General features: G+C 65.9%; 20 protein-coding genes. 5 read left to right on the plus strand and 15 right to left on the minus strand.

What is annotated here, in order from left to right:
- Nucleotides 1–83: 83 nt before the first annotated feature.
- The 3 genes from QM582_RS00120 to QM582_RS00130 form a co-directional block, all read right to left on the minus strand.
- On the minus strand, nt 84–1,778 hold the full coding sequence (locus QM582_RS00120; protein WP_415080653.1) for an NERD domain-containing protein: 1,695 nt from the start codon (nt 1,776–1,778) through the stop codon (nt 84–86).
- 259 nt (nt 1,779–2,037) lie between these two features.
- On the minus strand, nt 2,038–3,312 hold the full coding sequence (locus tag QM582_RS00125; protein ID WP_415080655.1) for an ATP-binding protein: 1,275 nt from the start codon (nt 3,310–3,312) through the stop codon (nt 2,038–2,040).
- A 227-nt stretch (nt 3,313–3,539) separates the two neighbouring features.
- Entirely contained in the window at nt 3,540–4,055 is a 516-nt protein-coding gene (locus QM582_RS00130; RefSeq protein WP_415080657.1) for a TspO/MBR family protein, read from the minus strand.
- Between the two features lie 345 nt (nt 4,056–4,400).
- Here QM582_RS00130 and QM582_RS00135 point away from each other — a divergent pair, with 345 nt between their 5' ends.
- The 3 genes from QM582_RS00135 to QM582_RS00145 all read left to right on the plus strand — a co-directional run bounded on the left by QM582_RS00135 (nt 4,401) and on the right by QM582_RS00145 (nt 5,931).
- A complete protein-coding gene (locus QM582_RS00135) occupies nt 4,401–4,619 on the plus strand; it encodes an antitoxin (protein WP_415080659.1) in 219 nt (72 codons plus the stop codon).
- A 3-nt stretch (nt 4,620–4,622) separates the two neighbouring features.
- Nucleotides 4,623–5,042 carry a PIN domain nuclease gene (locus QM582_RS00140; protein WP_415080661.1) on the plus strand — a complete coding sequence of 140 codons (420 nt, stop codon included), beginning with the start codon at nt 4,623–4,625 and terminating at the stop codon, nt 5,040–5,042.
- A gap of 136 nt (nt 5,043–5,178) precedes the next feature.
- Entirely contained in the window at nt 5,179–5,931 is a 753-nt protein-coding gene (locus QM582_RS00145) for a hypothetical protein (protein ID WP_415080662.1), read from the plus strand.
- A 198-nt stretch (nt 5,932–6,129) separates the two neighbouring features.
- On the opposite strand, the gene QM582_RS00150 is transcribed toward QM582_RS00145, so the two are convergent.
- The 12 genes from QM582_RS00150 to QM582_RS00205 form a co-directional block, all read right to left on the minus strand.
- Entirely contained in the window at nt 6,130–6,399 is a 270-nt protein-coding gene (locus QM582_RS00150) for a type II toxin-antitoxin system RelE family toxin (RefSeq protein ID WP_415080703.1), read from the minus strand.
- A gap of 33 nt (nt 6,400–6,432) precedes the next feature.
- A complete protein-coding gene (locus QM582_RS00155; RefSeq protein ID WP_415080664.1) occupies nt 6,433–6,705 on the minus strand; it encodes a type II toxin-antitoxin system Phd/YefM family antitoxin in 273 nt (90 codons plus the stop codon).
- Between the two features lie 53 nt (nt 6,706–6,758).
- The gene (locus tag QM582_RS00160) at nt 6,759–9,995 is read right to left on the minus strand and encodes a hypothetical protein (protein ID WP_415080665.1); all 3,237 of its coding nucleotides are present in this window, start codon (nt 9,993–9,995) and stop codon (nt 6,759–6,761) included.
- Nucleotides 9,992–11,809, minus strand: a complete 1,818-nt coding sequence (locus tag QM582_RS00165) for a phospholipase D family protein (protein ID WP_415080667.1) — start codon at nt 11,807–11,809, stop codon at nt 9,992–9,994. Before QM582_RS00165 ends, QM582_RS00160 begins: the two co-directional genes overlap by 4 nt.
- 13 nt (nt 11,810–11,822) lie before the next feature.
- Complete coding sequence (locus QM582_RS00170; protein WP_415080669.1) at nt 11,823–13,028, minus strand: DUF6361 family protein; 1,206 nt, start codon at nt 13,026–13,028, stop codon at nt 11,823–11,825.
- Nucleotides 13,029–13,218: 190 nt separating this feature from the next.
- A complete protein-coding gene (locus tag QM582_RS00175) occupies nt 13,219–13,818 on the minus strand; it encodes a hypothetical protein (protein WP_415080671.1) in 600 nt (199 codons plus the stop codon).
- Between the two features lie 32 nt (nt 13,819–13,850).
- A complete protein-coding gene (locus QM582_RS00180) occupies nt 13,851–14,402 on the minus strand; it encodes a hypothetical protein (protein WP_415080673.1) in 552 nt (183 codons plus the stop codon).
- 862 nt (nt 14,403–15,264) lie between these two features.
- A complete protein-coding gene (locus QM582_RS00185) occupies nt 15,265–18,366 on the minus strand; it encodes a type I restriction endonuclease subunit R (RefSeq protein ID WP_415080674.1) in 3,102 nt (1,033 codons plus the stop codon).
- A complete protein-coding gene (locus QM582_RS00190; RefSeq protein ID WP_415080705.1) occupies nt 18,363–19,574 on the minus strand; it encodes a restriction endonuclease subunit S in 1,212 nt (403 codons plus the stop codon). The genes QM582_RS00185 and QM582_RS00190 overlap by 4 nt, the downstream gene beginning before the upstream one ends.
- A gap of 5 nt (nt 19,575–19,579) precedes the next feature.
- Complete coding sequence (locus tag QM582_RS00195; protein WP_415080676.1) at nt 19,580–21,529, minus strand: type I restriction-modification system subunit M; 1,950 nt, start codon at nt 21,527–21,529, stop codon at nt 19,580–19,582.
- A gap of 226 nt (nt 21,530–21,755) precedes the next feature.
- A complete protein-coding gene (locus QM582_RS00200; protein ID WP_415080677.1) occupies nt 21,756–22,043 on the minus strand; it encodes a hypothetical protein in 288 nt (95 codons plus the stop codon).
- A complete protein-coding gene (locus QM582_RS00205; RefSeq protein ID WP_415080679.1) occupies nt 22,036–23,625 on the minus strand; it encodes a TROVE domain-containing protein in 1,590 nt (529 codons plus the stop codon). The genes QM582_RS00200 and QM582_RS00205 overlap by 8 nt, the downstream gene beginning before the upstream one ends.
- Before the next feature lie 684 nt (nt 23,626–24,309).
- Here QM582_RS00205 and QM582_RS00210 point away from each other — a divergent pair.
- The gene (locus tag QM582_RS00210) at nt 24,310–24,693 is read left to right on the plus strand and encodes a helix-turn-helix domain-containing protein (protein WP_415080681.1); all 384 of its coding nucleotides are present in this window, start codon (nt 24,310–24,312) and stop codon (nt 24,691–24,693) included.
- Nucleotides 24,690–25,283, plus strand: coding sequence for a PIN domain-containing protein (locus QM582_RS00215; RefSeq protein ID WP_415080683.1), 594 nt, complete (start codon nt 24,690–24,692; stop codon nt 25,281–25,283). Before QM582_RS00210 ends, QM582_RS00215 begins: the two co-directional genes overlap by 4 nt.
- The last annotated feature ends 4 nt before the right edge of the window (nt 25,284–25,287 follow it).

The raw sequence follows: 25,287 nt of genomic DNA on the forward strand, positions 1-25,287 counted from the left end.
CGAGCTTGTCGAGACCGCTGGTCGAGCTTGTCGAGACCGCTGGTCGAGCTTGTCGAGACCGCTGGTCGAGCTTGTCGAGACCCTCAGACTCGCGTGACCCTGGTCAGCCGCTCCACGACCTCGCGTCCACCGACCCGTTCCACCACGGCGGGGTCGCCGACCACGACGAGTCGGTCGGTGGCCCGGGACAGCCCGACGTAGAGCCGTTCCCGGCTGCGGTCGCGGGTGCCGTCCTCGTTGAGGCAGAGCACGACGGCCCGGCGTTCCATGCCCTTGAAGCCGAGGACGTGGCCGTAGAACACGTCCTCGCCTGACCAGAAGTCCTCCCAGTAGTCGGCGAACCCGAGGCTCTCCTGACGCTCCTTCTGCACCGGGTGGCGCGGACCGACGGTGAGTAGCGCCACGTCCCGCGGCCGCCACCCTTCGTCGAGCAGCCGGTCCACCTGGTCGTCGGCGGCGGGGACGGCCTCGTCGACGGTCGCCGGGACGAACTCGACCTCGGGCCCGTCGCCGCCGCGCAGCACCATCGCCGACGGCGCCAGCGACACGAAGCTGGACGCGATCTGCCGGGTGTTGCGCAGGTTGTGGTCGAGCACCAGCGGCACCAGGGCCAACGGCGGGCGTCCGAACCGGGGGAAGACCCGCTGCCGTTCGTCGCTGTAGGCGTAGACGCCGCCGGCGGCCTCGTCGCGCAGCGCCCGCAGCAGCGGCGTCCACCAGTCGTCGGCGAAGTCCTGCGCCTCGTCGACGACGACGGCGTCGAACCGCTGCGCGTCGTCCAAACTGGCGGCGCGTTCGGCCATCAGCTGCGGCAGCCGGGTCTCCCAGTAGTCGGAGTCGTCGCGCGACCCGGCGACCTCGATGCCCCAGCTGCGGGCCAGGTCCTCGAAGGTGCCGACGAAGGCCGGACGCCGCGCGCTCGACCCGGTGAGCAGGTTGCGGCGCAAGTGGTGGGCCAGCCCGTAGCTGTAGCAGACCACCGCGACCCGCTGCCGCTGCCCCCTCCGTCCGCTGGCCAGGTCGGACGCCTGCCGCATCGCCAGCACCGTCTTGCCGCTGCCCGCTCCCCCGCGGATCTCGACCCGGTTGAGCAGCCGGGTGACCCGCAACAGGTCGGCCTGCTCCATGGTCAGCCGGTCGGCGAGGGTGGCCCGGTCCTCGGCGATCGCCACCGGGTCGCGGGCCGGCAGCTCGCGGCCGGTCAGGATCTCGCGGATCAGCTGGACGTCGTCGGCGGTGGGCATCCGGGCGTCGGTGCGGTGCAGCGAGGTGGTGTCCCAGATCCGTCTGCCCAGGTCAGCGAGGTCGTCGGTGCCGGAGATCATCCACCGCGGGCACTCCGGGGTGGCGAAACCCTCGTCGAGGGACGTCCGGGCCAGCACGACGTGATGAGCCCAGCGGACCCTGGACCGGGAGCCCCAGCGCGGGTCGGATTCGACGTAGCGTCGCAGGGCGTAGAGGGCGCCGCGGGCCTGCCCGACCGGGTCGGTGGTCACGGCGCCGTAGCCGCGCTCGATCATCCAGCGTCCGTCCGGTTCGACCCAGACGTGGCTGCCCTTCACCTCGACCACCACGACGCCCGAGCCGGGCATCAACGCGACCAGGTCGGCCTCGTGGTCCTTGTGCTGGTCACTGAGCCGGTAGTTGGCCAGCAGCAGGCAGTCGTCGCCGAGTTGGCGCTGGAGTTTCTGCCAAACCTCGCGCTCGGACGGGGTCACGAAACTCGGATGGTCAGGAATGCTGGTCGCCACGGTGAGCTCCTGGGTGGGGTGGCTCAAGAATCCCACAGCTTCGCCGGAAACAGCTGTGGATACTGGCCAGGACTGAGGGAAATGCGGACCTTCCGTGGGTCGAGCTCTACGTCGAAACCCGTTGCCAGCGGGGTCTCGACAAGCTCGACCAGCGAGACAGGGCATTGAGCAGCGGTTCCTTGGCCTCGATCCACCGATGGGCCGGGAGATTACGTCCGATTCGAAAGGCGTCCCGCCTCGCTGAGGCGAAGCAGGTGTGGAATCGGACGTAATCTCACGAACACCTTCATGCGATCAGGTCGTCCGGCCCGAGACAGACGACCCCGCCGACCGCGCAACCCGAACGGGACACGGCGATCAACGGCACATCGACGGCGGCGCCGGGCAGTTGCAGCCGATGCGCCTGCAGCCGGGCCAGATCGTGACTGTCGAACAGCGCGTTCTCGAGCCACTTGATCGACCCCACCGCAAGGATCTTTCTGGCAACCGGTGCCCGATCGGCGACGACGATGTCGATCTCGGGGTCGTTGGTGCGGGTCCAGTAGCCACCCACAACCCCGGGTACATCGTCATCCGTGCGGATCACCGGCGGTGCGAGCCGCTCGATCGCCTCGCGCAGGACCGGTTCGATGGCGCGTCCTCGCCAGGAGGTCCACGACTTCCGGATCCGTGCCAGCACCCGGTCTCCTCGCCCGCGTTCGATCTCGTCGAGGTGCGGGCCGAGGAAGGTCAGCCAGAACCTCAGGTAGGGGTCGGTGGCGCGGTATCGCCGCTCCTTGGACGGCCGGGCCGAGATCGGCTCATCGACGGCGACGACACGCTTGTCCGCCAGGAGCTTCAACGACCGACTCAGCGATGTGGCCTGAATCCCGCCGGCCGCCCGTCCGATGGTGGTGAAGGTCCGCTCACCGCTGCCCACCGCGCCGAGCACGAGGCGCGCCTGCGCATCGGAAGGGAACTCGGCCGCCAGCGAGCGTTCCGCCGATACCAGCAGCGCCGACGTCGGATTCTCCACGGCGGCGGTCAGGTACTCCCACAGTGAGGCGCCGCTCGGCCATTCGGCGCAGATCAGCGGCAATCCACCGGTGACCAGAAAGGCGTCGAAGGCGTCGGCCGGCGACAAACCGAGCATCGATCCGACCTCGGCGGGCGCGAGCGGCGGCACGACCATCTCGGCCGCCCGCTGATGAAACGGACGGCCGTAGCCGTTCAACGACTCCATCATCGACAGGTCCGAGCCGACACCGATCAGGAGCACGCGCCGCTTGGACAGTTCCCGGTCGAAGGCTCGCTGCAGCGTTCCTTCGAAGTGCGGGTCGGCGTCGATGAGATACGGCACCTCGTCGAGCACGACGATGCTGCCGTCGACGGGAAGGGCTTGAGCCAGCAGCCGCAAAGCGGCATCCCACGACTGCAACTCCAGGTCGGTGAACAGGCCCGCCCCGGGAAGGTCGGACGCCGCCACCTCCTCGGCGAACAGTCGCAGTTCGTCACGCGGCGGACGACCGGAGGCCGCGAAGAAGAGGTGGGGAACCCCGACCCGATCGATGAACTCCTCCACCAGCCGCGACTTGCCGACACGACGCCGTCCCCGGATCAGGAGGGCCTTGCCCGGCTTGCCGTCGGCGTCGGTGCGGACGCGTCGGAGCAATGAATCGAGCTGCCTCAACTGCTGCCGACGGCCGATGAACATCACACGCCTCACTAACTATCATTAATGATAGTATCATGATTGTTAGTATCTTGGTCTGGCTGTTGACAGCTTGACGCGGACCGGCGTCCCCGCAGCTATTCGTCGTCGGGGTTGAGCGCCGCCAGCTTCGCCGACAGCGCCGTGGCGAAGGTACACCAGGCGGTATAAGCACCCAGCCCCAGCGCGGACGCCTTGCTCACCGACCCGGCGCGGAGCGCCAGCTTGGCCGATGAAGCCGCCAGCGCGGCCGCCCCGGCGGTGGAGACCGGCAGGTTGTGCGCGCGGAAGAACAACCCGCACCAACCGGCGTTGAGCAGCAGGTTCTTGGTCAGCTCGCGCCTGAAACCGGACGCCTCGGCGTCCCTACCCTGCGTCTCGAGGCGAGTGACGGCCCGCGCGGCGGACACCGCCACGATCGCGTACAGCGACGTCCAGACGATCGGGAGTGCGGCGTTCGGCGGCTGCCAGGACGGCTTCTTCAGCCGCTGATACCAGGAACTCTGAGGATCGGTCAGCAGCGAGCCGACCGTGGCGCAGGCGGCAACCCCGGCGCCGATCACCGCCAGGTTGCGGCGTCCTCGGGAACGATGGGCGGGTTGGCTGTGGGGCATGCGTCCTCCTCCGTCGCGGGATTCACGGTGATCCGTGCCCACGACGCTACCCGCCGCCGCTCGGCCCGGGGATCTGGTCGGGCTGAGTCAGCCGAGGACCCGCACGCCGCGTCCCGAAAATCTGCAAGTTTGGGTCGGAGAATCTGCAAATCTGAGTCGGAGAATCTGCAAAGTTCAGTGGCAGCAAAGGCATGGTCGGGGTTGGAGCGCTTCAGCCTCGAGACCAGCGACGCACCGTCCGCGAGGCGCTCCGGCTCGCAACCGACGATGCGCGAGCCTTCTCCAAGGAGGCGTTCCTCGGGGCTGCACGTCAGAGCGCTATCATATAGAGGAGGGGTGATATCAATGGCCGACGTTCTGATCCGCAACGTGTCCGCTGACACTCTGCAGCGCATCGACAGCGCCGCAGCACAGGAGGGGTTGTCCCGCACGGCCTACCTGCGCCGACAGTTGGACGCCATCGCGAACCCGCTCGCCCAGGTCACCATGGATGACCTGCGACGCTCGGCGGAGCTCGCCCGGGGCGTCCTAGATGAGGACGTCATGCGCGGGGCATGGGACTAGGTGATGGCTCCGACACAAGGCTGGTTGATCGACAAGTCGGCGCATGCTCGGCTGCCCCGCTCAACCGATGCCGAGCTGTGGCTCAGTCGAATACAGCGAGGGCTGGTCTCGATCACTCCGGTCACGTTGTTGGAGATCGGATACTCCGCAGTCAACGCGGCGGACTGGTCCGCGTTTCAGACCACACCACCGATCGGGCTCATGCCTGTCCGCGGCCTCGATGATCATGCCGAGTCGAGAGCGGTCCAAGTCCAGGGACTGCTGGCCCAGCGGGGCTACCACCGCGCCGTCAGCATTCCGGATCTCCTCATCGCGGCAACCGCGGAGTCTGCTGGACTCACCGTCTTGCACGTTGACAAAGACTTCGAGCTGATCGCCGAGGTGACCGGGCAGCCAGTCGAGCGTCTCGGTGGCAACTTCTGACCACGTTGGTAAGCCTCCTTGCCGGAGCCGCATGATGGCTCACAACGCCCACTCGGCAGCGTAGAATCGTGCCCAGAGTTGGCCATTTGGCGGCCAGCCCGATGATGGTCCGGACGTACCGCGAAACGTCTCGCCGATGATCAGTACCCGAAACCCACACCGGATCTCGACGCTATCGCTGGAGTTCCACACGCTCAGCAACCCGGACTGGCCCGTCCTGCGGATCCTCGTGGACGGCCAGGATCCGTTCACGGGTGTCGCGCCGGAGTGGGCCGGTTTCGACCCGGACGCGATCCTCGGCCACGGATCACCCCTGCTGCCGCTCGACGGCGCCGGCCGTCGAGTCGCCGTCTACCGTTGCTCCTGCGGGATCGAGGGTTGCGGCGTGATCGCTCCGGTCATCCTGCCCTCCCTCGATCGGCGACTCGTGTCCTGGGTCGATTTCCGGGACTTCGTGGGCGTATTCGAAGGGCCGCTACCGCTTAACCTCGACCACGAGGGCAAGCCCTGGGACTTGCCCGACATCCACTTCGCCCACGACCAGTACGTCGCTGAGGTCGAGCGTGCCTGCCGCGACCGATCCTGGGAGACCCCCGGGCGCCGGACGACTCGACTTCTGCGACAGTACCTGGAAGCGCCCGGATTCCCACTCCCATCCCACTACTTCCTCGAATGGATCGCTCCCTCCTCAGACTCCGAAGAAATGGTGCTCATGTTCAGGAGTTCGAATGGAGCCAGCGAACATTCGCGACAGCGGGAAGTCCGGCTCACCAGCCGTCACCGAGACCCTGGGAGTGCGGCGGCTGAGATGGCAGGTCTCCTGCGTGCTGATCCGATCTACGACCGGGAGAGTCGGTTCAAGAGCCTCGGTGCCATACGGTCGCCCTAAGGCTTCTCATGCCGAGGTGACACCGTGCCGGCCAGCTATGCAGAACTGCTGGACCAACAAGCGGCCTTCACCACCGAAGCGCTCGTGGGACTACGTCCGATTTGAGGGACGCCCTGCCTCACCTAGCGTCGCCGGGTGCGACGTATAGGACGTAGTCTCACAGCCCGATGACCTCAGACAGTGCCCGATGGTCCATCATCACCCTCGGGGCCGATACGCCGTCGCCCGATGATCAACACGATGCACCACGACCACCCGGTCGCCCTCGACGATCGTGTACAGCACCCGATAGGAGCCTCGCCGCGCACTTCGCGACCCCGCGAGTTCACCCCGCAGTTCGCCACCAAGACGGTGCGGGTTCTCCGCCAATGGCCCATAGATGAACTCGATGATCGCCGCCAGATACCGCGGGGGGATCCGGTTCACGTCCCGGGCCGCACTCGGCGACAGCTCTACGCGATATGGCACGTCAGTTGCCAAGCATCCTGGCAGCGCGCAATGTCACCGGCCATCGCCTGATATCAGCCTTCGGACCTGCTCCTCGCTGAGCGTCTCCCCCGCGTCGTAGGCGGCCATTCCCTCACGAACGTCCCGCTCAGCCCCCTGACTGAGCCAGAACAGGGTCTCCTGGAGCGCCTCCCATTCCTCGCTGCTGACCAGCACCGCGGCCGGGACGCCGTTGCGCGTGATGGTCACTTGGTCGTGGGTCTTGATGGCCTGATCGACGATCTCGCTCAGTCGGGCCTTGGCGGTACGGATCGGCACAGTCGTCACCCCACCATGGTAGACCACGAATGTAGTCACACCGCGAGCAGCGGCATCGAGCCTCATGACCGTCGTGGCGGGCTCAGATCGAGCCGCATCGCGTCCAGGTCGGACGGATCGGCCGCCGAGTAGCGCTGCTTCAGGAGTTCGAGCATGTCCTCCTGCCGGGGTTGGCCGAAGGTCAGCCGGTAGAGGGCGACGTCCTTCTTGATCCGCTGGAGCCTCAGTTCGTCATTGCTGAGCGCGAACGGGGCGACGTGACGCTCGATCTTCGCGTCGCCGGGGTAGACCCAGTGCGGAGCGAAGGCTCCGAGCCCGTCATCCGCGGCAGCGGCCGCGATTCGGTAGGCCGCATCCCAGGGGTCGGCGTCATCGGCGGCCAGAATCTCGTCGGCGTGGCGTTCGATCAGGTTGAGCCGCACCGCGTGACCGTCGTACCGGTCGATGCGCCCCTCGCGCTGCTCGAAGTCGATCGGACTGGCCGGCGTGTTCCAGTGCAGGATCGCGTGGCACCACCAGTGGAAGTCGATGCCTTCCTGTCCGACGCTGGTGCTGGCCAGCACGAACGGCCGGAACGGGCTGTTGAACGCTTGCCTGACGTGCGGCAGGCGGACGTTCTCCTGTTCGACCCGACGTCCCCCATAGCGCAGGGCGAACTGGGCGGACAGCTTGACGCGCTCCCGCGGCCGTTGCGGATCGAACACCTCGTAGTTCGCGGGGCGTAGCGCAATGGCCGAGCCGGCCATGTCGGCGATCCCGAGAAGTCGCTTGTCGTCCAACGTCGGCTTGCCCTGGGCAACCAACAGATGGTGCAGGTACTCGTCCAGAACGGCCTGTAGATTGCCGGCCGCGCAGTACTGCAGCACGGAGCGCCAGTAGGCCTGGTCGGGCATCAGCTGGCTGAGCAGCAGGGTGGTCTCGGGGCGCGCGAAGAGTGTGCGCAACGAGGACGCCAACTGTGCTGCGGCGAGCCAGAGTCCCTTGTCGGTGACCCGCTGGTGGCCATGGCTGATCCGGCCCAGTGCCCGATAGGCGATGTTGGCGGGTGAGTGCGCGGCAACCTCAGCCAGCTGAGTCCGGACGGCATCGCTGACGTGTCGATCCTGGGGAGTCTCGACGCACTCCAGAGCCAACGCCACATGCCGGGCGAGCACGTTGTCATGCTCCGCGGAGGGTTGCTCGTCCTCCACCTCCTCATCACTTTGTCCGCGCAGCGCGGCAACGATCAGATCGACCCGTGACGCGTCATTACGCAGCGGCGGCGGCAGCGAGTCGTCGCGAGCAAATGCCTCCCACCAATGCGACGCCTCCTTCGCATCCGGATCCGCGGGATCGGGACTGTGCAACTGGTCAGCGACCGCGCGAATCAGCTCCTGCGCATCAACGGGCGTCGATGCTCGCCGGCGGTGGCTCAGCGGATCGGCGAGTTCGGCAAGCCCGGGCATGGGCCAGAACAGTGCCAGCGTGGCCATCCTGGCCGGGCGCGTCGTGTTCGTGCTGTCCATGCCGTAGGCCAGCCACTTTCGTCGATTGTTCCACTCCGTACGACGCTCCTCAGGCGAGCTTCCCGTCCAGTCCGGGCCGGCCGCACACCGGTCGGCTTGATAGCTCAGCAGCGTGGCGATGGCTGTCGGCGTGGCCGTCCAGGACGAGAACACGAGTCGCTTGGTGATCGCCTTCCCCCGCGGGCCACCGAACTCCGCGTACGGCCCGTCGGGCACCAAGTACGGCAACGTCGGGGGCAGCCAGAGCAGCTTCCACCAGCCCTCACCGATCGTCTGTTCAACCAGCCAACGCAGCCGATCGCTACCGATCCCTTCCGCCAGCGGCTCCAGGCGTTCCATGCCGCCCAAGTCGAGGCTGTCCGTCCTTCGAAGCAGTTCGTGAAGCTCGGGTGAGCAGTCGTTGGCCTTGACCGCGTCCCGCACCTTGTCGCCGATCTTGTAGCCGTCCATGAAGTTGACGAAGTAGGGCGCCGACTTCCAGTACTCGATGCTCATGGGCGCGTCGAGCATGGTGGCGAGGCGCTTGAGTGCGACGAAGCCGGCGAGTGTCCCCGGGGTGAGCCCGGTCAGCGCCACGCTGTGCTCGACCGACATCGAACCGGCGACCGATCGGGGCCGTTCGGTCCGGGTCATCACCCGCAGCAGGGCGGCTCTGATCTGAGCTGCCACAGGCCCCACCGGCTGTCCCGCGATCACGCCGCTGCGGTAGCGCGCCAAGCCGGCAGCAACATCGTCGGCGAGTTGTTCGTCGCCCCAGGTGGACAGCCAGCGGACGATTTCCAGGAAGTCCTTGTGGTGGTCCTCGTCCTCTTCCGCGTAGGTGAACGGCTTGTACGGAGTCGCCGACAGCAGCAGCGTCTTGGCGATCGGACGGCCGTCGCGCTCCCCCGATCGGCCGGCGCCGTGGTCGTAAAGGTAGTGAGCAAGTTCCCCGGCCACGGTCCCACGATCAAGCAAGTGGCGGAAGCGTTGGAACTCGTCCAAGATCACCAGGTCCGGTTGGAGCAAATCGACGCTCTCGCGCGCCAGCGTCGTCCGAAGGTCGTCGATGAGGGATCGCACGTCTTCGGCGTTGCCCTTTCGCACCACCCGATGTCTCAGTACATCGCCGATCAACGTCTCGAATCTGCCAAGAAGAGAGGATCTATCGGCACGGGAACCGACCGCGGCCAGAAACGCGGAACGAACGGTCTCGTCGATGTCGCCACGCAGTTCCCGCCGTAGCTCCTGGACCCGCTCTCGGAACCTCGCCGGCGTGCTGACACTGCCCTTGAGAATCGCGGACGCAGCCTTCCCTCGGCGCCGATTACGAAGGTCGAGGACATCCTCCAGCAACAGGTAGAGCATCGCTCGCTCTTCGGCCTTCCCGGAGCGCCAACCCTTCTCGAACGAGGTGCCGGGGGTGAACGAGATCAGGTTGACCGGCTTGGTGAAGCCGCCACCATTCGCCGGCCGGAGGTGCCGCGAGTGCTTGGCCAGCAGCGTCAATCGACTGGCAAACGCGTGATGCGTGTCCCCGGTGACGTTGAGCTTGCCGAGATTCTGTGCTGCCAGATCCGCGTTCGAGCAGACGTAGACGATGTCGATCCTGTCGACGGAATCGTCGTGTTGGAGTTCCTCGATGGCTCGGGCGATGACGCCTCGCGCCACGATCGTTTTGCCCAGTCCGGTCTCGTCGGCAACCAGGAACCGACTGGCGCCGTCGCGGTAGAAGCGGTCGACGACGTGCTCGACCGTGTCGCGCTGGAACGGAGTGAGCGCCTCCATGACGTGCGCAGCGGTGAACGGCGTCATCGCGTCTCCCCCATCGCATCGAGGGCGGCCCGAACAGGCTGCCACAACGCCTGGAAGCCGTCGGGAAGCACTCGACGTCCGACCTCGGTCGACTCGAGTCGTTCGACCAGGCGCGCCAAGTCGCGCAGCGCGTCGGGGTTGGACGCCAGGGCGTTGATGATGACCTCGAAGATGCCGGCTGCCCCGGCGCTCGCCCAGGTGGCGCCCTTCTCGGCGATGGAGGCGGGCAGGACGGGGTTGGCATCGCCGCCCAAGCCCAGAAGCAGGGCGACGAATCGCAGGAACTTCTCCGGGGTGTCGACCTGTCGCGCGAGCACCTCGTCCAGCCGGGTCGGCGGGTCGTTGATCAGCCGGGCGTGCACGACCGACGACACGGCAAGCGGCCGTTCGCCCGGCGAACTGCCGGGGTCGGTCAGATGGAGCGCGACGAACGGAGTGATGTTCGGAACCACGACATCTCGGAACGTACCGGCGGCGAGCGAGCCGCCGGTAAGGTCGACCGCCTGCCCCGGCAGGGTGAGCAGTTCAGCCTTCAGCTCGTGGCCCGGCCGTGGTGCGAGTTCGGTGCCGCTGGCGAGCTGCAGGTCGTGCAGGCCACCCTGGGTCGACGACTGCACGGTCAGGGTGAACTCGATCTCGGCGAGTGCCCGCAGACTGTTGAGTAGCGCCCGTAGCCGCTCGTCTTCGGGATCGACTGGCGCCGGCTCTGCTGGCTGGTAGGGCTGCAGCATCCTGGCGAACGGCGCATCCGGGCCGAGGTAGGTGCCCACGCCGAGCTTGCTGTGGCCGCCGGTCAGTTCGATCGCGAACTCGACGTTGCTCCCGAAGGCGGCACTGGTCGCGTTGGCGGAGCCGATGAACACATGTGCCTTCTTGTCGCGTTCAACGACGGTGATCTTGGCGTGCAGTCCGGACAGCGGATCCGGGCTGGTCGCGTCCGCATCGTCGTCGGCAGGGTTGTCGGCGTCGTCCGGGTCCCCTGCGGGTGCGGACAAGGATGCGAGCGGGTCGAGGATGAAGGTCTGGCATCCGGCGAATGGCTCACTGCCGAGAGCGTCGAACGTCTCAGCGCGCGACACCACCGTGATACTGCCGCGCGCCTTCCGGGTGAGTTGCGCGATTCCGTCGGCGTTGCAGAACGGCGAGACGATCAGATGTCGGTAGCCGGAGAAATCGGGCGCCGCCGGCGTCACGCGCGGCACTCCCCACAGATGAAAGGCGAGGGACGTCACATGCTCGGGCCGTTCCCAGTCCACTCGGCGTGCGGCGTCCGCGAGCTCGGCGACTCTGGCAGCGCGGTCGGGCGCCAATGGCGCCACCGCGAGTCGAGGCAGGGCTTCGATGAGTTTCGCCAGCGGCTCGTTGGACGGGTCAGTGTGCGGTCGTGCGACACCGTCGAGGCTGACGACGGCGTCCCACGCCTGGGAGTCGGTCAGGTTGCGGGTCGAGCACAGCAAGCGGAAGCGTTCCGGTTGATCGTCCGCCCGGTAGTGCAGGAACCAGACCTTGGGGTGGAACAGGGAGCTCGGACGTGGCCGGCGCACCGGGTGCACCATCGGTTCCAGATAGGCCATCAGATCGGAGTGCCGACGCGGAACGGTGAGTTGCCCGGCCTGGCAGAAGATGTCGACCCGGTCGGTGCAGGAACGGATCGCCTCGAGGGCCGCGACGGGGTCGGCCGTGTCCCGCATCTCGAAGGACGCGAACGCCAGCGGTGGCACAACAGCCGTCGTGAGATCGAGGGTGAAGGTGGTCGCGACGGCGGCCTGCAACCGGTAGCCGGGTGGTGGGCGCAGTTGGTCGAGCAGGACCACCCTGCTGTCGGGCTCAAGCACGGCTCAGGCCCTCGTGGATGTCGGTGACGATGCGACGCACTTGGAGCCAGCGGAAGGTCAGTGGCCGGGTGCCGGACGCCCCACCCCAGGACGCCAGGAGCCTGGCGTTGGTCAGGCGCGACTGTCCACGCTTGATGGACTGCTCCCGGTTGGCGATCAGAATCCGGAGACTGTGGGTGGGATCGGTGAGGGCATCGGCCGCTGCGCCCTCGCGGACGGCGCACGTCCAGGCGTTGACGAACAGCCGTGTCCTGGAGGTCACCCGGCTACCGGAGTCGTCCACGAGGGCCCACAGCGCATCCAGATCCCAGTCGTGGAGCAGTTGCTGGTCACGCTCCACCGTGTCGAGCCACTTCTCGTAGGCGTCGGCACGGTCCTGGGTGGGAGCCGTGATGCGGGTGAGTTCCGCCTTTTCGTAGCGTTCGGCGACCAGCACGTTGTACAGCAGGGCCGCCCCGTTCATGATCAGCGAGAAGCCGTGGGCGAGGCGAAGCTGTTGCACCGATCGCTCGGGTGCCGCGAGACAAGCGGGGTCTTCCCACGGGGTGCCGGCGCTGGGGCTCGGAGGACGATCCGCAGCGACCAGGTGCGCCAGCAAGCTTCCCGGACACGCGTCGACGATGCGGTCCCTGAGCCACTCGGCTTCGGGTTGAGCGAGGTCGAGGCCACCGTCAAGGACGTTCGGGAACCCATCCGGCCACCGCGGCACCGTCGGATGCCACTCGCCGATCTGTCGATCGACCAGTTCGTCGACACCGTCACCCAGCCTGGTGGGAGTTCCGGTGAGCTGATCTGGGCTCTTGTCCTGGGCCAGAATCCCAAACCGTCGCAACCCCGACCAGAACATGGTCGACGGCAAGGTCTTCACACCGTGACCGACCACACGCCCGATCACGCCCTCATCGTCGCCCCTGCGCAGCACCTCGACGAGTTGGCGTTCGACGAGCCGTGCGCGCGCGTTGAGATCTCGGCCAGAGCGCTTGGACGCCGCGTACTGGTAGGCCCACGGCACGAGCAAGAAGTACCTGGCGCGGGTCTGCAACACCGAGGTGCCCGGGAACAGCGCATCGCTGAGCACGTCACGGATCTGACCAACGCCAAGCTCGTCGCGACTCTCGGTCTCTTCGAAGAGCGCGATCAGGTCACGGACGCGACGCTGTTCGTCCGCGGACGTGTCGAGCCAAGCGACGGTTGACATTGGGGGGTTCTTCTCGCGTGTCTTCCTGGGGTGCTCCGTACTGTAGCGATCGCACGCAAGCCAAGGCTCTGGCCTGCTGATGCACTGTCGGACCCGACTTGTGGCACCCCAGAGCGTTCAGGATCCGGCTGCTAGTCGACGGCGGGCTGCGTTTGGAGCCGGTGCAGGCTGATTGCGACCGAGACTTGCCTCATGCCTTATCAGCGACAGTAATCGACGACCTATCAAATCCATCTACTTCCGGCGGCACGTCCTCGGCCTGCACGTAGGCGGAGTAGAGCCGGGTGGCAATCAGTCCGAAGAGGAAGACCGTGTGCGCAACGACAGCTGCGGTGACCGCCCAAAGAAGCCCTTGCCAGGGGACGGCCACTATGCAGGCAAGACCGGCCAAGACCGCAACACTGAGCGACTCAACCACGCCCAGCATCGAGTGCGCGACCGCCTCATCGACCAGCGCTCTCAGAGGCGCCTCGCGAGACCAGCGCTCCTTCAGCAAGATTGCCTCCGCTAACCTACCTCGCCAGCCCGCCAGAAGGGTGAAGGTGGACAGGAGCCCGGCCGACGCCAGCGCGGCCCAGGCGAGTGCTATGCCGAGCAGGTTGAACAGATTCTCGCTGTATGTCGGGCGAGCGTTCGCGATCAAGCACCAAGTCGCCGCCGGAACGAGCAGGCTCGCAGCGCGTGCGGCCCAGTCAGGCCTGAAGGAGACCAGCTCGCCCTTCTCGTAGGTTCTTGACGATAGACCCCGGACGTGACCGCGGACGAGTGGTACGGGATTGAGTCGGGCCATGATGCACTCCTTCCAACGAGGTCCAGGTGCGATCAGTCCCAGGCTAGATCAGGGTCGACGATCTTCATACGCTCCCGGACCGCCTGGTCCCAAGCATCGTCGGTAGGTCTGACATCTTCCGTGATCGGGTACGTGAACCGGTCCAGGATGTCTCCCAGGCGAACCTTCGTAGCAGTGTCCCCGTTGCCCACCTTGACGAAGCCGTCGTCGAACCCTACCTCCGCCAGGACCTCTTCGGCGTCAACGATCTGGATCATGCCCCGTAGGCCGGCCGCCATGCGCTGAGGTACGTCTAGGCCCAGCCACTCCGCCAGGCCGCCCAGTTGCTTCGGATGCACCTTGGCCTCCAGACGCATGTCTTGACGCACCCGGTCACCAGCGCCATCCGTGCTCCTGCGAGTCAACACCACCGAAGCTTCCTGCCCGGCAAGGACCTCCCGAAGGAACTCGCCATCCGTAACCTGATTCAAGATCAAGCGATGCCAAGTCTTCTTCGTAGCGAACGAACGGTATCGGCTACCGAGCGAGATCAGGGTCGCAATCTCCCCGACCGGCGTTGAGCGCCCCACGGTTTCGATGGCCATCAGGCCCCGACCTGAGCCCTCTCGGGGAAACACTAGGGTTGCTCGATGGAGCCGCGCTGCGGCCTTGTCTAGGAGGGGATCATCCCGGCCCCCAAGGGCGCGGTCATGAGTTCCGACGCGGCCAACACAGGCCGTAATCGTGACTCTGTGGTCATTACTCTTCTCTACCCGATCCACCCGACCCACCACGTTACCGGGAGCCATATGCGCGAACATCGGCCCCTCAAGGGTTGAGACGTCCCGAAGATTCAAGTAGGCCGGGTGCGGGTCCGGCCACGTGCCGGTAACAGTCGGAGACTGGATCAACTCATTGGCAGCCTTCTCTAGGTGCTTCCCGAAGTCGAAGTGTTCGCTGACCCAAGGTTGAGCGGTTCGTCCGGTTTCGCGGACATGGGTAGCCGCATAGAGCCGGAAGCCGTAACTCATGACGTCACGACCTGATCCGTGCACGTTCCGTGAGCCCAAACCACGCCGGGCTCGACTGGAACGGTGTCGCATCTTGCCTTCATCGTTGGCGGACAGCCCAGCGCCCGGGAGGTCATTTTAGCCTGAAGCGTTCGTTCAGATTCACCAACTTCCATAGGCGCAGACTACCGCAAGCTGGCTCTCATCTCGGGACCTGGCACCGCTAGTCATCCTTGTCTGATGCCATTCGGAACAGTACTTCATCTTGAGCACCCATCCCTGCGGGCCGCGACCCGGTAAGGGTCACCGCCGAGATCCACCGCGGGCTTCCACCCGGGCAATCATCCGCCTGAGCGCATCAGTGTCCTCGTCGAACGCCGCCTGCAACCCCACCGTCGATATCCCACGAGCCGGATGGTTCGGCCGACTCACCCCCGGCGCTCGTGAGGTAGATTCCCTAGACAGCGCTAGGCGAAACCACAGGCTGGTACTGCGCGTGCATGGCGTCGGCACTGATCTCGACGATCTCCTTGAGAAAGGACAGGTCGGTCATGTGAGTTTGAATCTCTTGTGACTCCTGGCAGGTTCTCAGAACCGCGACCCCTACGGCACTCCCAAACCCGTCGGAAGCCTTGAGTTGCGCGACCGTGTTGTTCCTCGCCATCGCCACCGCCTCCTCATTCGCATCGAGGAAGCCCCAGAACGTCGTGATGAACCCCGAGACGCTCTCAGGGCTCACGTCGACGCCCTTCGCCTTGAACATCTCGTTCACCTTTTCGATCGCCTCGTCGAGCGGGCCGCGCTTAGGAGCGGCGCTGCCCCTGTGCTCGCCGTCGAAGGCCGGAAGCCTGATCCCCTCGCCGTTTCCCTCGCTCAGCGAATGGTCCTCGTTGATGGCGGACGGCACGAGCTTGACGCCCGAGAGCTGCACGCCTTCCAGGAAACTGTCATCGTAGTCATTTCCATCGGTGTGGAGGTTGCGGCCCAGCAGCGTGGCCAGGATCGCGCGGCGGTGCAGCTCCGGATCCTGGTAGTCGACGATCTGGCTCAGAAACTGCCAGGCGTTGCGATAGGCGAGCACATCCGCGCGGAACGAATCCAGGGAGTCCTTCCGCGTCTTGTCCTTGGCCAGCACGGCCTGCCGCCACTGACCGGTCCAGCGGTTCTTGATCGGGGACAGCGTCTTGGCGATCGCCTCTCCACCGTATTCGTTGAGGAACGCGTTGGCGACGGCATCCATCTCCTGATGCGAGTAGAGCCCTGATGTGTCGAGGCGCTCCCCGACTGTGATCAGCGCGTTCGGATCGACGTCGCCGTCGATGTGAGCGTCGGAGTAATAGAGCTTGAAGTCGTCCTGGACACCCGCCGGGGTGTTACGGAAGTCAACGACCATCGGCGCGGTCTTGCCAGGGTAGATCCGGTTCAGTCGAGAGAGGGTCTGCACCGTGGCGACGCCAGACAGCTTCTTGTCGACATACATGGCCATGAGCCGCGGCTCGTCGAAACCAGTCTGGAACTTGTTCGCGACGATGAGGACGCGGTAGATGCCCTCACCACGGAACGCCCGGCCAACGTCGCTCACACCGTTCACCGAGACCTCGGTGACGCTGTCGCCGTCCTCGTCGGTGAGCGAGCCCGAGAAGGCAGCGAGCGTGTGCAGGTCGTAGCCCTTCTCGGCGATGTATGCGTCCATCTTCCGGGACCAGTTCAGCGCCTCCATCCGCGAGCTCGTCACGACCATGGCGCGGGCCTGGCCACCGAGGAGCGGCTGCACGTTCCGCCGAAAATGCTCGACGACGACCCGGACCTTCTGCGCGATCGCCGTCGGGTGGAGCCTCGCATAGCGGACGATGCTGGAGACCGCCTCGCCGGTGTTGACCTGAACCTCGCTCTCCGATTCCTCGCCGTCGAGGGTGTTCTTGACCCGGAGGAACATGTCGTAGGTCGAGTAGTTGGACAGGACATCGAGGATAAAGCCCTCCTCGATCGCCTGCGCCATCGTGTACGTGTCGAAGGCCTCCCAGCGGTCCCCGACCTGGGTGCCGAACAGCCGCAGCGTCTTCCCCTTCGGCGTCGCGGTCAGGGCCACAAAGGTAATGTTCGCCGAGGCCGCGATGGCCGAGTCCTTGGCCGCCATCAGGTCGTCGGCGCTGATCTCCTCGTCGGGATCGATCTCGACATCGACAAGCAGTTCCTTGAGTTGCTTGGCCGCCGAGCCTGACTGCGATGAGTGCGCCTCGTCGGCGACGACCGCCCAGCGTCGGCCGCGCAGTTCCTGGGTGTCCTCGATGAGCTTCATGACCTCCGGGAAGGTTTGCAGGGTGCAGGTGATGATGTGGTCGCCTTCGAGGAGAGCCTTCTTCAGCTGCGGCGATTTCGCGCCGGACTTCTCGCCGACGGCCACGACGAGGCCCTTGCTGGACTGCACCAGATTCATGTCGTCGCGGATGTTCTCGTCCAGGACGGTGCGGTCGGTCACGACGATGACCGAGTCGAACGTGGACTTGGAGTCAGCGCTCATGTGGCGAATCAGGCGGTGACTGAGCCATGCGATCGTCTTCGTCTTGCCCGAGCCAGCGGAGTGCCAGACCAGGTACCGCTTGCCGGGCCCGCTGGCCTCGATGTCGGCGACGACGCGCTCGACGGCGCGAAGTTGGTGGAAGCGCGGGAATACCAGCCGGCCCTCGTCCTTCTTGCCGGACTTGCCCGGCTCGAACAGCGCAAAGTCCTTGAGGATGCGCATGAAGGTCGGGCGCGCGAGGATCTCGCGCCACAGGTAGTTCGTCGACGAGCCCGTACTCGAAGGCGGGTTGCCCTCGTGGCCGTCGTTGCCCTGGTTGAAGGGCAGGAATACCGTGTCGCCGCCCTGCAGCTTGGTCGTCATGTATACGAGGTCGTTGGAGACCGCGAAGTGCACGAGGGCACGTCCCGGCGCGAGGAGAGCCCGGCTCCTGCACGGTTTGCGGTCCTCTTTGTACTGGCGGATCGCGTGGTTGACCGTCTGCGTGTTGTCCGTCTTGAGTTCCAGCGTGACGACCGGCAGGCCGTTGGCGAGCAGCACCACGTCGATGCTCTCGTTGGTCTTCGTGTCGAAGCGCACCTGGCGCAGGATCCGCAGCCGCACCGAAGCCGCCGCCTCGACGACCTCCGTGAGGTTCGGGTTTGCCGGCGGGAAGGCCATCATCGGGCCGAACTTCGCGGTGGGACGGCCGATCTGGGCGTAGGAGAAGCCCTTGCGCAGCACGCCGAGCAGGCCCCCGACCGGATGCCCGGTCGTCGGGTCCATCCGCGTCACTTTGGCGAGCTCATTGGTGATGTGCCCAAGGAGCTTCCGCTCGGCGGCAGCCTGCTGCTGGCCGACTATGTCCTCAGGGACCGCCTTCTCGTACTCGTCCGGATACTGCGTGGCCAGCCAGTGCAGCACGTCGGCCGGCGCGATCGCGAGATCCACGTCCCAGCCGGTCGGCTTTCCGTCGTCTTCGTACAGCCAGCCGCGGTCGGCCAGCTCCGAGCAGAGGCTCTCCTCAAACTCGCGCTCCATCAGCTGCGCGTGGCTCATGAGACTTCCTTTTGTCCGGTCACGACTTCGGTGATGAGCGCGGCGCGGCGCTCGATGAGCAGGGCCTTGAGGTCGGCGACCTTCGCGAGCATCGCATCGACTCTGACGGTCGCCTCGTCGAGCTCGTCTGCAATCCTGATCTGCTCATCGAGGGGCGGCAGCGGGACCGGGGTCGCATCCAGCACTGTCTTCGTCACGCGCTGGGCGTTCGGACGGACCCCGGTCGCGATCGCGGCGAAATAGTCGATGTACCGCGAGCTCCGGAAGAGATGGTGGACGTAGCGGGGCTCGAATCGGTCCGAGATCCAGAACGCCTTGTAGTCCGGGCTGATGTGCCCGGTAAGAGACGAGACGCCGAGACCGCCGTGGTTGAGCCACATCATGTTGGCCGCGAGCTGACCCGGCCGCACCACCCGGTACTTCGAGATATCGAGCGACGCCTGCTGGCCCTCGGTGCGGGTGTTCAGTTCCACGCCCCGGTACTCGGAGATCGAGAGCAGCGGACCGGGCGGGTCATCGCCGTTCCGCTCGGTGCTCTCGGTGAAGTCGTAACCGAACTTCGTGCGATCCCAGTGGTCGGGAATCCCGGACAGCGGTGAGTGAGCATCGGTCGCACTGTGGCGCTGTCCAATGGCAAGGCCGAACACAGACCTGGTCTGGACGACTCGAGCTCGGTCACGAAGCACATCGCTGAGGCCTCTCAGGTTCTCAAGAACCACGTCGATCTCTCTGGTCTCGCGATCGAGGTAGTCCGCGCTGCGACTTCTCGTAGCTGAGTCTGGCCACGGCACGACCAAGGATGACAGCTCGGTGGTCGAGAGCTCTGTGAAGGTTGTTCCTCGACCGGCCGTCTCAAGGGCCCTCCGAATACTTACGAGACTATACGCAAGGAAACGAAGGTCAACGGGGTCCTCAGGGATCACTGCCTTGCACCCCTGATTGAAGGCGATCTCCCGCGAAGTGACACCGATATGGCCAATCGGTGCACGGCATGAAAGCAACACGGCGTTGGTCACCACCGAGGATTCGCCAGCACCCCGCCCCGTCAACGACCGCTCCCAGACTGAGATCTGCGCGCCGTCGAGGCCGTTGAGATCGGGCGGAGTCACGAAGGGTAGATCGCCATCCCAGTTCGCACTATCCGCGGATGGCGTGCCGCCACTCACGAACTGACCGACAAACTTCAGCGGTACCAACGGCGCGATCATGTTGTTCAATCTTGCCTCACAACCTTGAACGCGTCCGACAGTTCACCCATGAGACGCTCGACGTCAGAGTCAATCTCGGAAAGTGCGCGAGGTTCTTCCGGCACGTAAAAGATCCTGGTGAACGGGATATCAGTGCCGCGCTTGGCCTTACTCTCGTCCCACTGCGCATCGGACGCGTACGGCAGCACCTCGCGCTCCATGTGTTCATCCAGGTCTTCGCTCAGGGCCACGCGCTCCATCAGCTTCCAGCCCGGCACGATCATGGACTTACCCTTCCGGTCGACGGCGAACGGCGCGGCGTCATCCGGTGCGGCCATCGCCTTCATGACCGCGTCGATCAGCCCCAGGGGTGCCTTCAACCCGGAAGCCTTGGCTGCGAGAGCAAACGCCTTCGGCAGGTCGTTCCAGGCCGTGCCGTCGAGGTAGCGCATGACTGCCTCATGCCCATCGGCGAAGTCTCTACGGCCGCGGACAGCCTCGACCGCTTCGTCGCTGAAACGTGTCACGAAACGCGCTCGCTTGTGGACGGGCACGTCGCGGAACATGAAGTCCTCGGGCGTCAACACGCGCGAGATCGCGGGATCGGCGTACTCGAAAGCCTTATAGGCCTCCAGCAACTTGGCCCGGTGCTCCTTGCCCACCTCACGGCGCTTGTCTCCCATGGGCTTGCGCAGCGAGTCCCACTGGTCGGAGCCGTCGATGAGCTGAATCTTGTGCTTCCGCTCCAGGTCCTTGTTTGCGTCGAGGATCCAGACGTAGGTCGCGATGCCGGTACCGTAGAACATGCTCGTGGGGAGGGCGATGATCGCGTCGATGAGATCCTCTTCGAGCAGCCATTGGCGGATCGAGTTCGGCCCGTTGTCGCTGTTGAACAGAGGCGATTGGTTCGAGACCACAGCGGCTCGACCGCCCTGGCCGTTCTTTCCGGCCCGGCTGAGCTTCGACGCGCAGTGCGCCAGGAAGAGCATTTGGCCGTCGGAAGTGCTGGGAAGGCCGTGGCTGAACCGAGACCCCTCGGTCTTGGCTTGCTTCCGGACCGACTCCTCCTCGACCTCCCAGTCGATCCCGAACGGAGGATTCGAGAGCACGTAGTCGAAGGTTTGCCCCTCGTAGAGGTCCTCGACAAGGGTGTTGCCCTTCTTGATCGCGTCGGGTCGGCCACCCTGGATGAGCAAATCCGCCTTGCCGAGGGCGAACGCAGACGGCATGAGTTCCTGGCCGTAGAGAGTGACGTCGACCTTCTCGTTGGTTCGCTTCAGGGCCTCCTGGGCGATCAGCAGCATGCCGCCGGAGCCGGCGGTCGGGTCGTAGACCGAGCGAGCGGCGTGGTCGGAGGCAATGGTGTCGTCGTCGTTACTAATCAGCACATCGACCATGAGACGGATCGCGTCTCTCGGGGTGTAGAAGTTGCCGGCCGCCTTGCCCTTCTTGTTGAAGGCCCGGTACATGACGTCCTCAAAGACGTCGCCCATACCGGTGTTGCCAAGGCTCTTCGGGCTGAGGTCGAGCGTAGAGAAGTGCTTGACGACGGCGTGCAGCCGGTTCGCATCGGCGAGTACCTTCGCGCGCCGGTTGAAGTCGAACGAGACCCAGATGTCGGCAATGTTGTTCGAGAACCCGTCGATGTAGCTCTTGAGGGACATGTCCACGTTGTCGTCGACCGACGCGATGGTGGCGAGGTCGAGAGGCGAGAGGTTGTAGAAGCTCAGGCCGAACCGGTCCTTAACTGCGATGTCAATCAAGTGCGAGGGCAGCCCGCTGAACGCGTTTACATACTTGACTACTTTCTCTTTAGTACCGGAGAGCATGCACTCGAGGCGACGAAGGACAGTGAACGGCAGGATGTAGTCTCCGTAGTCTTCTTCGTCGACGATGTTACGCAGGAACTTGTCAGCAGTGTCCCACACGATGCGTGCTGTCTTCGTGCCGGCCGATGCCACCGACGGTTCCGCCATCCTGCTCTCTCCTGCTCGTCGCTCACGTCCTCTGTCCCCCGAACGTTACATCGAGGGGATCGAACCGCGTGTCCGAACGGTTCGGTGTCTCGCAAGCGGGTGGAACCGCTTCCTCAGCCTGTTCACCCCAACGGCTGACGACCCATGGCGATCACCTCAGAGCACCGACAGAGGAAAGCTCACACGACGACTCGACCGATCTCAGCCAGGCACGAGAGCTGGGCGCTCAACTCCCCTTTGCTCGCTTCACCACGAGCGCGATCAACTCCCTACTACACCCGATCGCCGCCGCCAGCGCTCCATAGCTCCAGCGTTTCGGGTCCTCCTCCCGCAACCTCCGGATCAACGCGTCCCGCTCAGCCCGCTGCCGGGCCGCCAGTTCGTCCGCTTCGAGCGCCTTGCGATGCAGTTCCCGGGCCCGGGCGGCGCGGGCGTCCGACACTCCCCCGCCCCGTGACGCGCGGGAGGCAGCACCCCTACCAGGGGTGCCGCCTCCTTTCAGCGCATCAGCCACGGGCGAACTCCGTGATCAGATTCGGCACGGCCGCGTCGAACCCGGCGATGTCGAGCATGCCGGCGTCGTCCGGATCGGCGATGCTGAACCCGGTCGCCGTCATGCCGACCACCACGAGCTTGGCCGGAATCCCGGTCTTCTCGCGGTACGCCCGCAGCGCCTGGTGCGGGTGCACCGGGCCGGCCCAGGTCTCGTTGTCGGTGTAGACCACGAAGGTGTCCACCGCGAGACCCCGCTCCGCCGCGTACAGCATCGGCAGCGCACAGTCGGTGCCACCGAACGGCATCGCGTCGACCACCCGCAGTGCGTCGTCCAGCCGCTGCCGCGGCGAGATCGCCAGCGGCTTCAGCACCGTCGATCCCCAGCCGCCGATCTTGCCGGAGAAGCCGACCGCGCTCGCGGCCGGCTCGGTCGCCAGCTGCACCAGCGCCAGCGCCGCGGACGCCTCCCGCGCCGTGATCGCCATGCCGGAGATCGGCACACCCATCGACCCGGACACGTCCACCGCCAGCAACATCCGCTTGCCGGCCGGCTCGACCGCACCGAACGCCGCGTAGAACGCGGCATCGAGCGCGTCCACGACCTGCCGGGTCGGCGTCCACTCCCCCGCACCGCGGGCCGACCGGCCCGAGGCATAGGTGCGCTGCGCCACCAGCACGTTCACCGGGTGCACCCGGGCCCGCTTGAGCCGCTCGGCGTCGGTCAGCTGCGCAACGACCTCGGCGGTCCGGCCGCCCAGCTCGGGCAGCATGCCCAGCCGGGTCAGCCGCGGCAGCTGACGCATCAGCGCGGTCTGCGGCATACCGGCGTCCAGCAGGGCGTCCCACACGGCCGGCTCGGCGAGCGCGGCGTCCGGGAGCATCTCCCAGCTGAGGCCGTACTCGCGCACCAGCCGCGCCCAGGTCGCCGCATCGGACGCCTGCTGCGCCGCCGCGAAACCCGTGACTAGAGCCGGAACCTCGGCGCCGACGGTGCCCCGGACCACCCACTCGAAGGTGTCTCGCAGCGCCGGCACGGACGTCGCCGGGTGCGCCAGCCGCAGCAGGTCGCGGTGCGACCAGCCCTCGCGCTGGCGGTACTTGACCACCTGGTAGGCGAGCCGGTCGGCGTCCTTGGACGTGTACCAGCTGGCCACCGCACGCCGCAGGCCACGGCCCCAGCCGCGGAACTGCTCGACGTAGCCGGCGAACAGGAACAGGTGGGTACCGGTCCGGGCCACCTGCGGCAGCGCGGCCAGCGCCGCCGGAGCCGCCTCGGGCACGGACGCCGCGTAGGCCAGCGCGAACAGGGCCGGGTTCTGCTTCGGCGCCGCACCGCGGGTCGATACGTCCACGATGGTGGCGACCAGGCCCTCGGGGTCGGACGCCGCCATCCGGGTCAGCACCGCGGCGTTCTCGATCGCCAGGGCACGGTCGGAGGCGTAGTAGGTGCCGCCGTCCACACCGAGGGTGAGGAACCGGCGCAGCCGCGCGGCGTCGTCCAGCTCGAAGACGTAGCCGCCTGCCGAGTTCACGACCTGCTTGGGGTCGGCGGCCTCGCTCTGCGGGGTCCGGCGCAGGTTCAGCATGCGCAGAATGTCCATTCTCAGTTCCTCCTTTCGGTGTGCGGGCGGGGACGGGCGTGTCGCGCGGACCGGCCGGACCCGGCATGCGCCGGGTTGGTCCACTCCTGGACCTCCGTGGCAGGGAGATAACCGATCTGCTCCGGCCCGTCCCCGCGTCGCGGTTTCGGGGACGGCGGGCGTGTGGTGTGCTCCGCGCCGGGAATCGAACCCGGCCTCTCCAGGTAACCGAAGCACGTCGGCCCGCCGTCATTGGGTGAGGCCGGGCGGGCGTGGTGTGACCACCGGAGTAGCTGCTCTGCCGATTGAGCTACGTCGCGAACGACGGCGGGACTCGAACCCGCAACCTGCCCGTTTGAAGCGGTAACCGACGATCTTCGGCCCGCCCGACCTCATGTTCTTCAGTTGTCGGGGTGTCAGCCGGGCAGGGAATCGGCCGCCGGGTTCGTTGCTCTACCACCTGAGCTACTGGCGATTGCCAGCGAGGACTCGAACCTCGGACACACGATTCCCGATAACCGACGGCCTTCGGCCCGCCTGACACCTGGACTAGTGTGTAGGGGTCTACACAGTTGTGTCAAGCTGCGGCTGGGATCTCGCCGTGCACTCTCGTCCACGTTGCGACTCCCGCACCGAGCAGAGGCGAGTCCGGATTCCAGATGTTACAGTTGCTTCAGATGGATCAGATAGAGAAGGAGTTGTCCGATGACCGAGCTGCTGGCCCGCGAGGCGGATGCACTACATCGCGCCCTTGACCGGGGCGGGGACGAGGTGACGATCAGCGTGTCGCGCGAGACCGCAGAGTGGTTGTCCGAACTCCTCGACGCCAGGGCTCACGGACGCCGGGTGGTCCTCACCCAGCGCAACCGAGAGGTGACCCCGACCGAGGCCGCCGAACTACTCGGCATGTCCCGTCCCCAGGTGCGGAAGCTGATGAACGACGGCAGGCTCTCCTTCCGGATGGTCGGCACCCACCATCGCATCCTGGTCTCATCAATCCAGGCTTTCCTTCAGGCGGAGCGTGCTCACATGGAAGCCGGCATGGAGGAGTTCTCTCGGCTTCAGAATGAGTTGGGCCTCCTGGAGTGACCGACAATGTGCCCGGATACCTCGTACCTGTCCGACTCGTTCTAGGCGATGCGAACGTTCTTTACTCTCGCGTTCTGCGTGACTATCTATTGTATGCGGCAAGCCAACAATTGATCCAGATCTTCTGGAGCAGGGAGATCCTCAGCGAGGTTGTCGAACACCTGATCAAAAACGTCGACAGATTCGACGCGGCCGCCGGGGAGCGCCTGATCGTCGCAATGAACGACACCTTTCCACGGGCTGAAGCGAGACTCACAGCTGAGGCTATCGCTGCGGTTGCGGGCGTGCCGCTACCCGACGAAGGAGACCGCCATGTGCTCGCCGCGGCGATTTCGGCGGAGGTCGATGTCGTCTGCACCAGCAACATCAAGGACTTTCCGCCCGAGGTCATGAAGGATCTCGGCCTGGAGGCACTAACTCCTGATGAACTGTTGAGCGCCTTGGTATTGGAGTTCGGCCCCGGCATGATGGAAGTGCATCGCGTCGCCGTCGCTCGGCTGCCAGGGGCCACCAACGAGTCAACAATCCACGCGTTGAAGCGGGCCGGCGCCACCAGGACGGCAGACCTCATGGCTTCCCTGCTGGCCTGACCTG

The organism is Micropruina sp. (assembly GCF_047607385.1).
In the GTDB taxonomy this organism is placed as follows: domain Bacteria; phylum Actinomycetota; class Actinomycetes; order Propionibacteriales; family Propionibacteriaceae; genus Micropruina.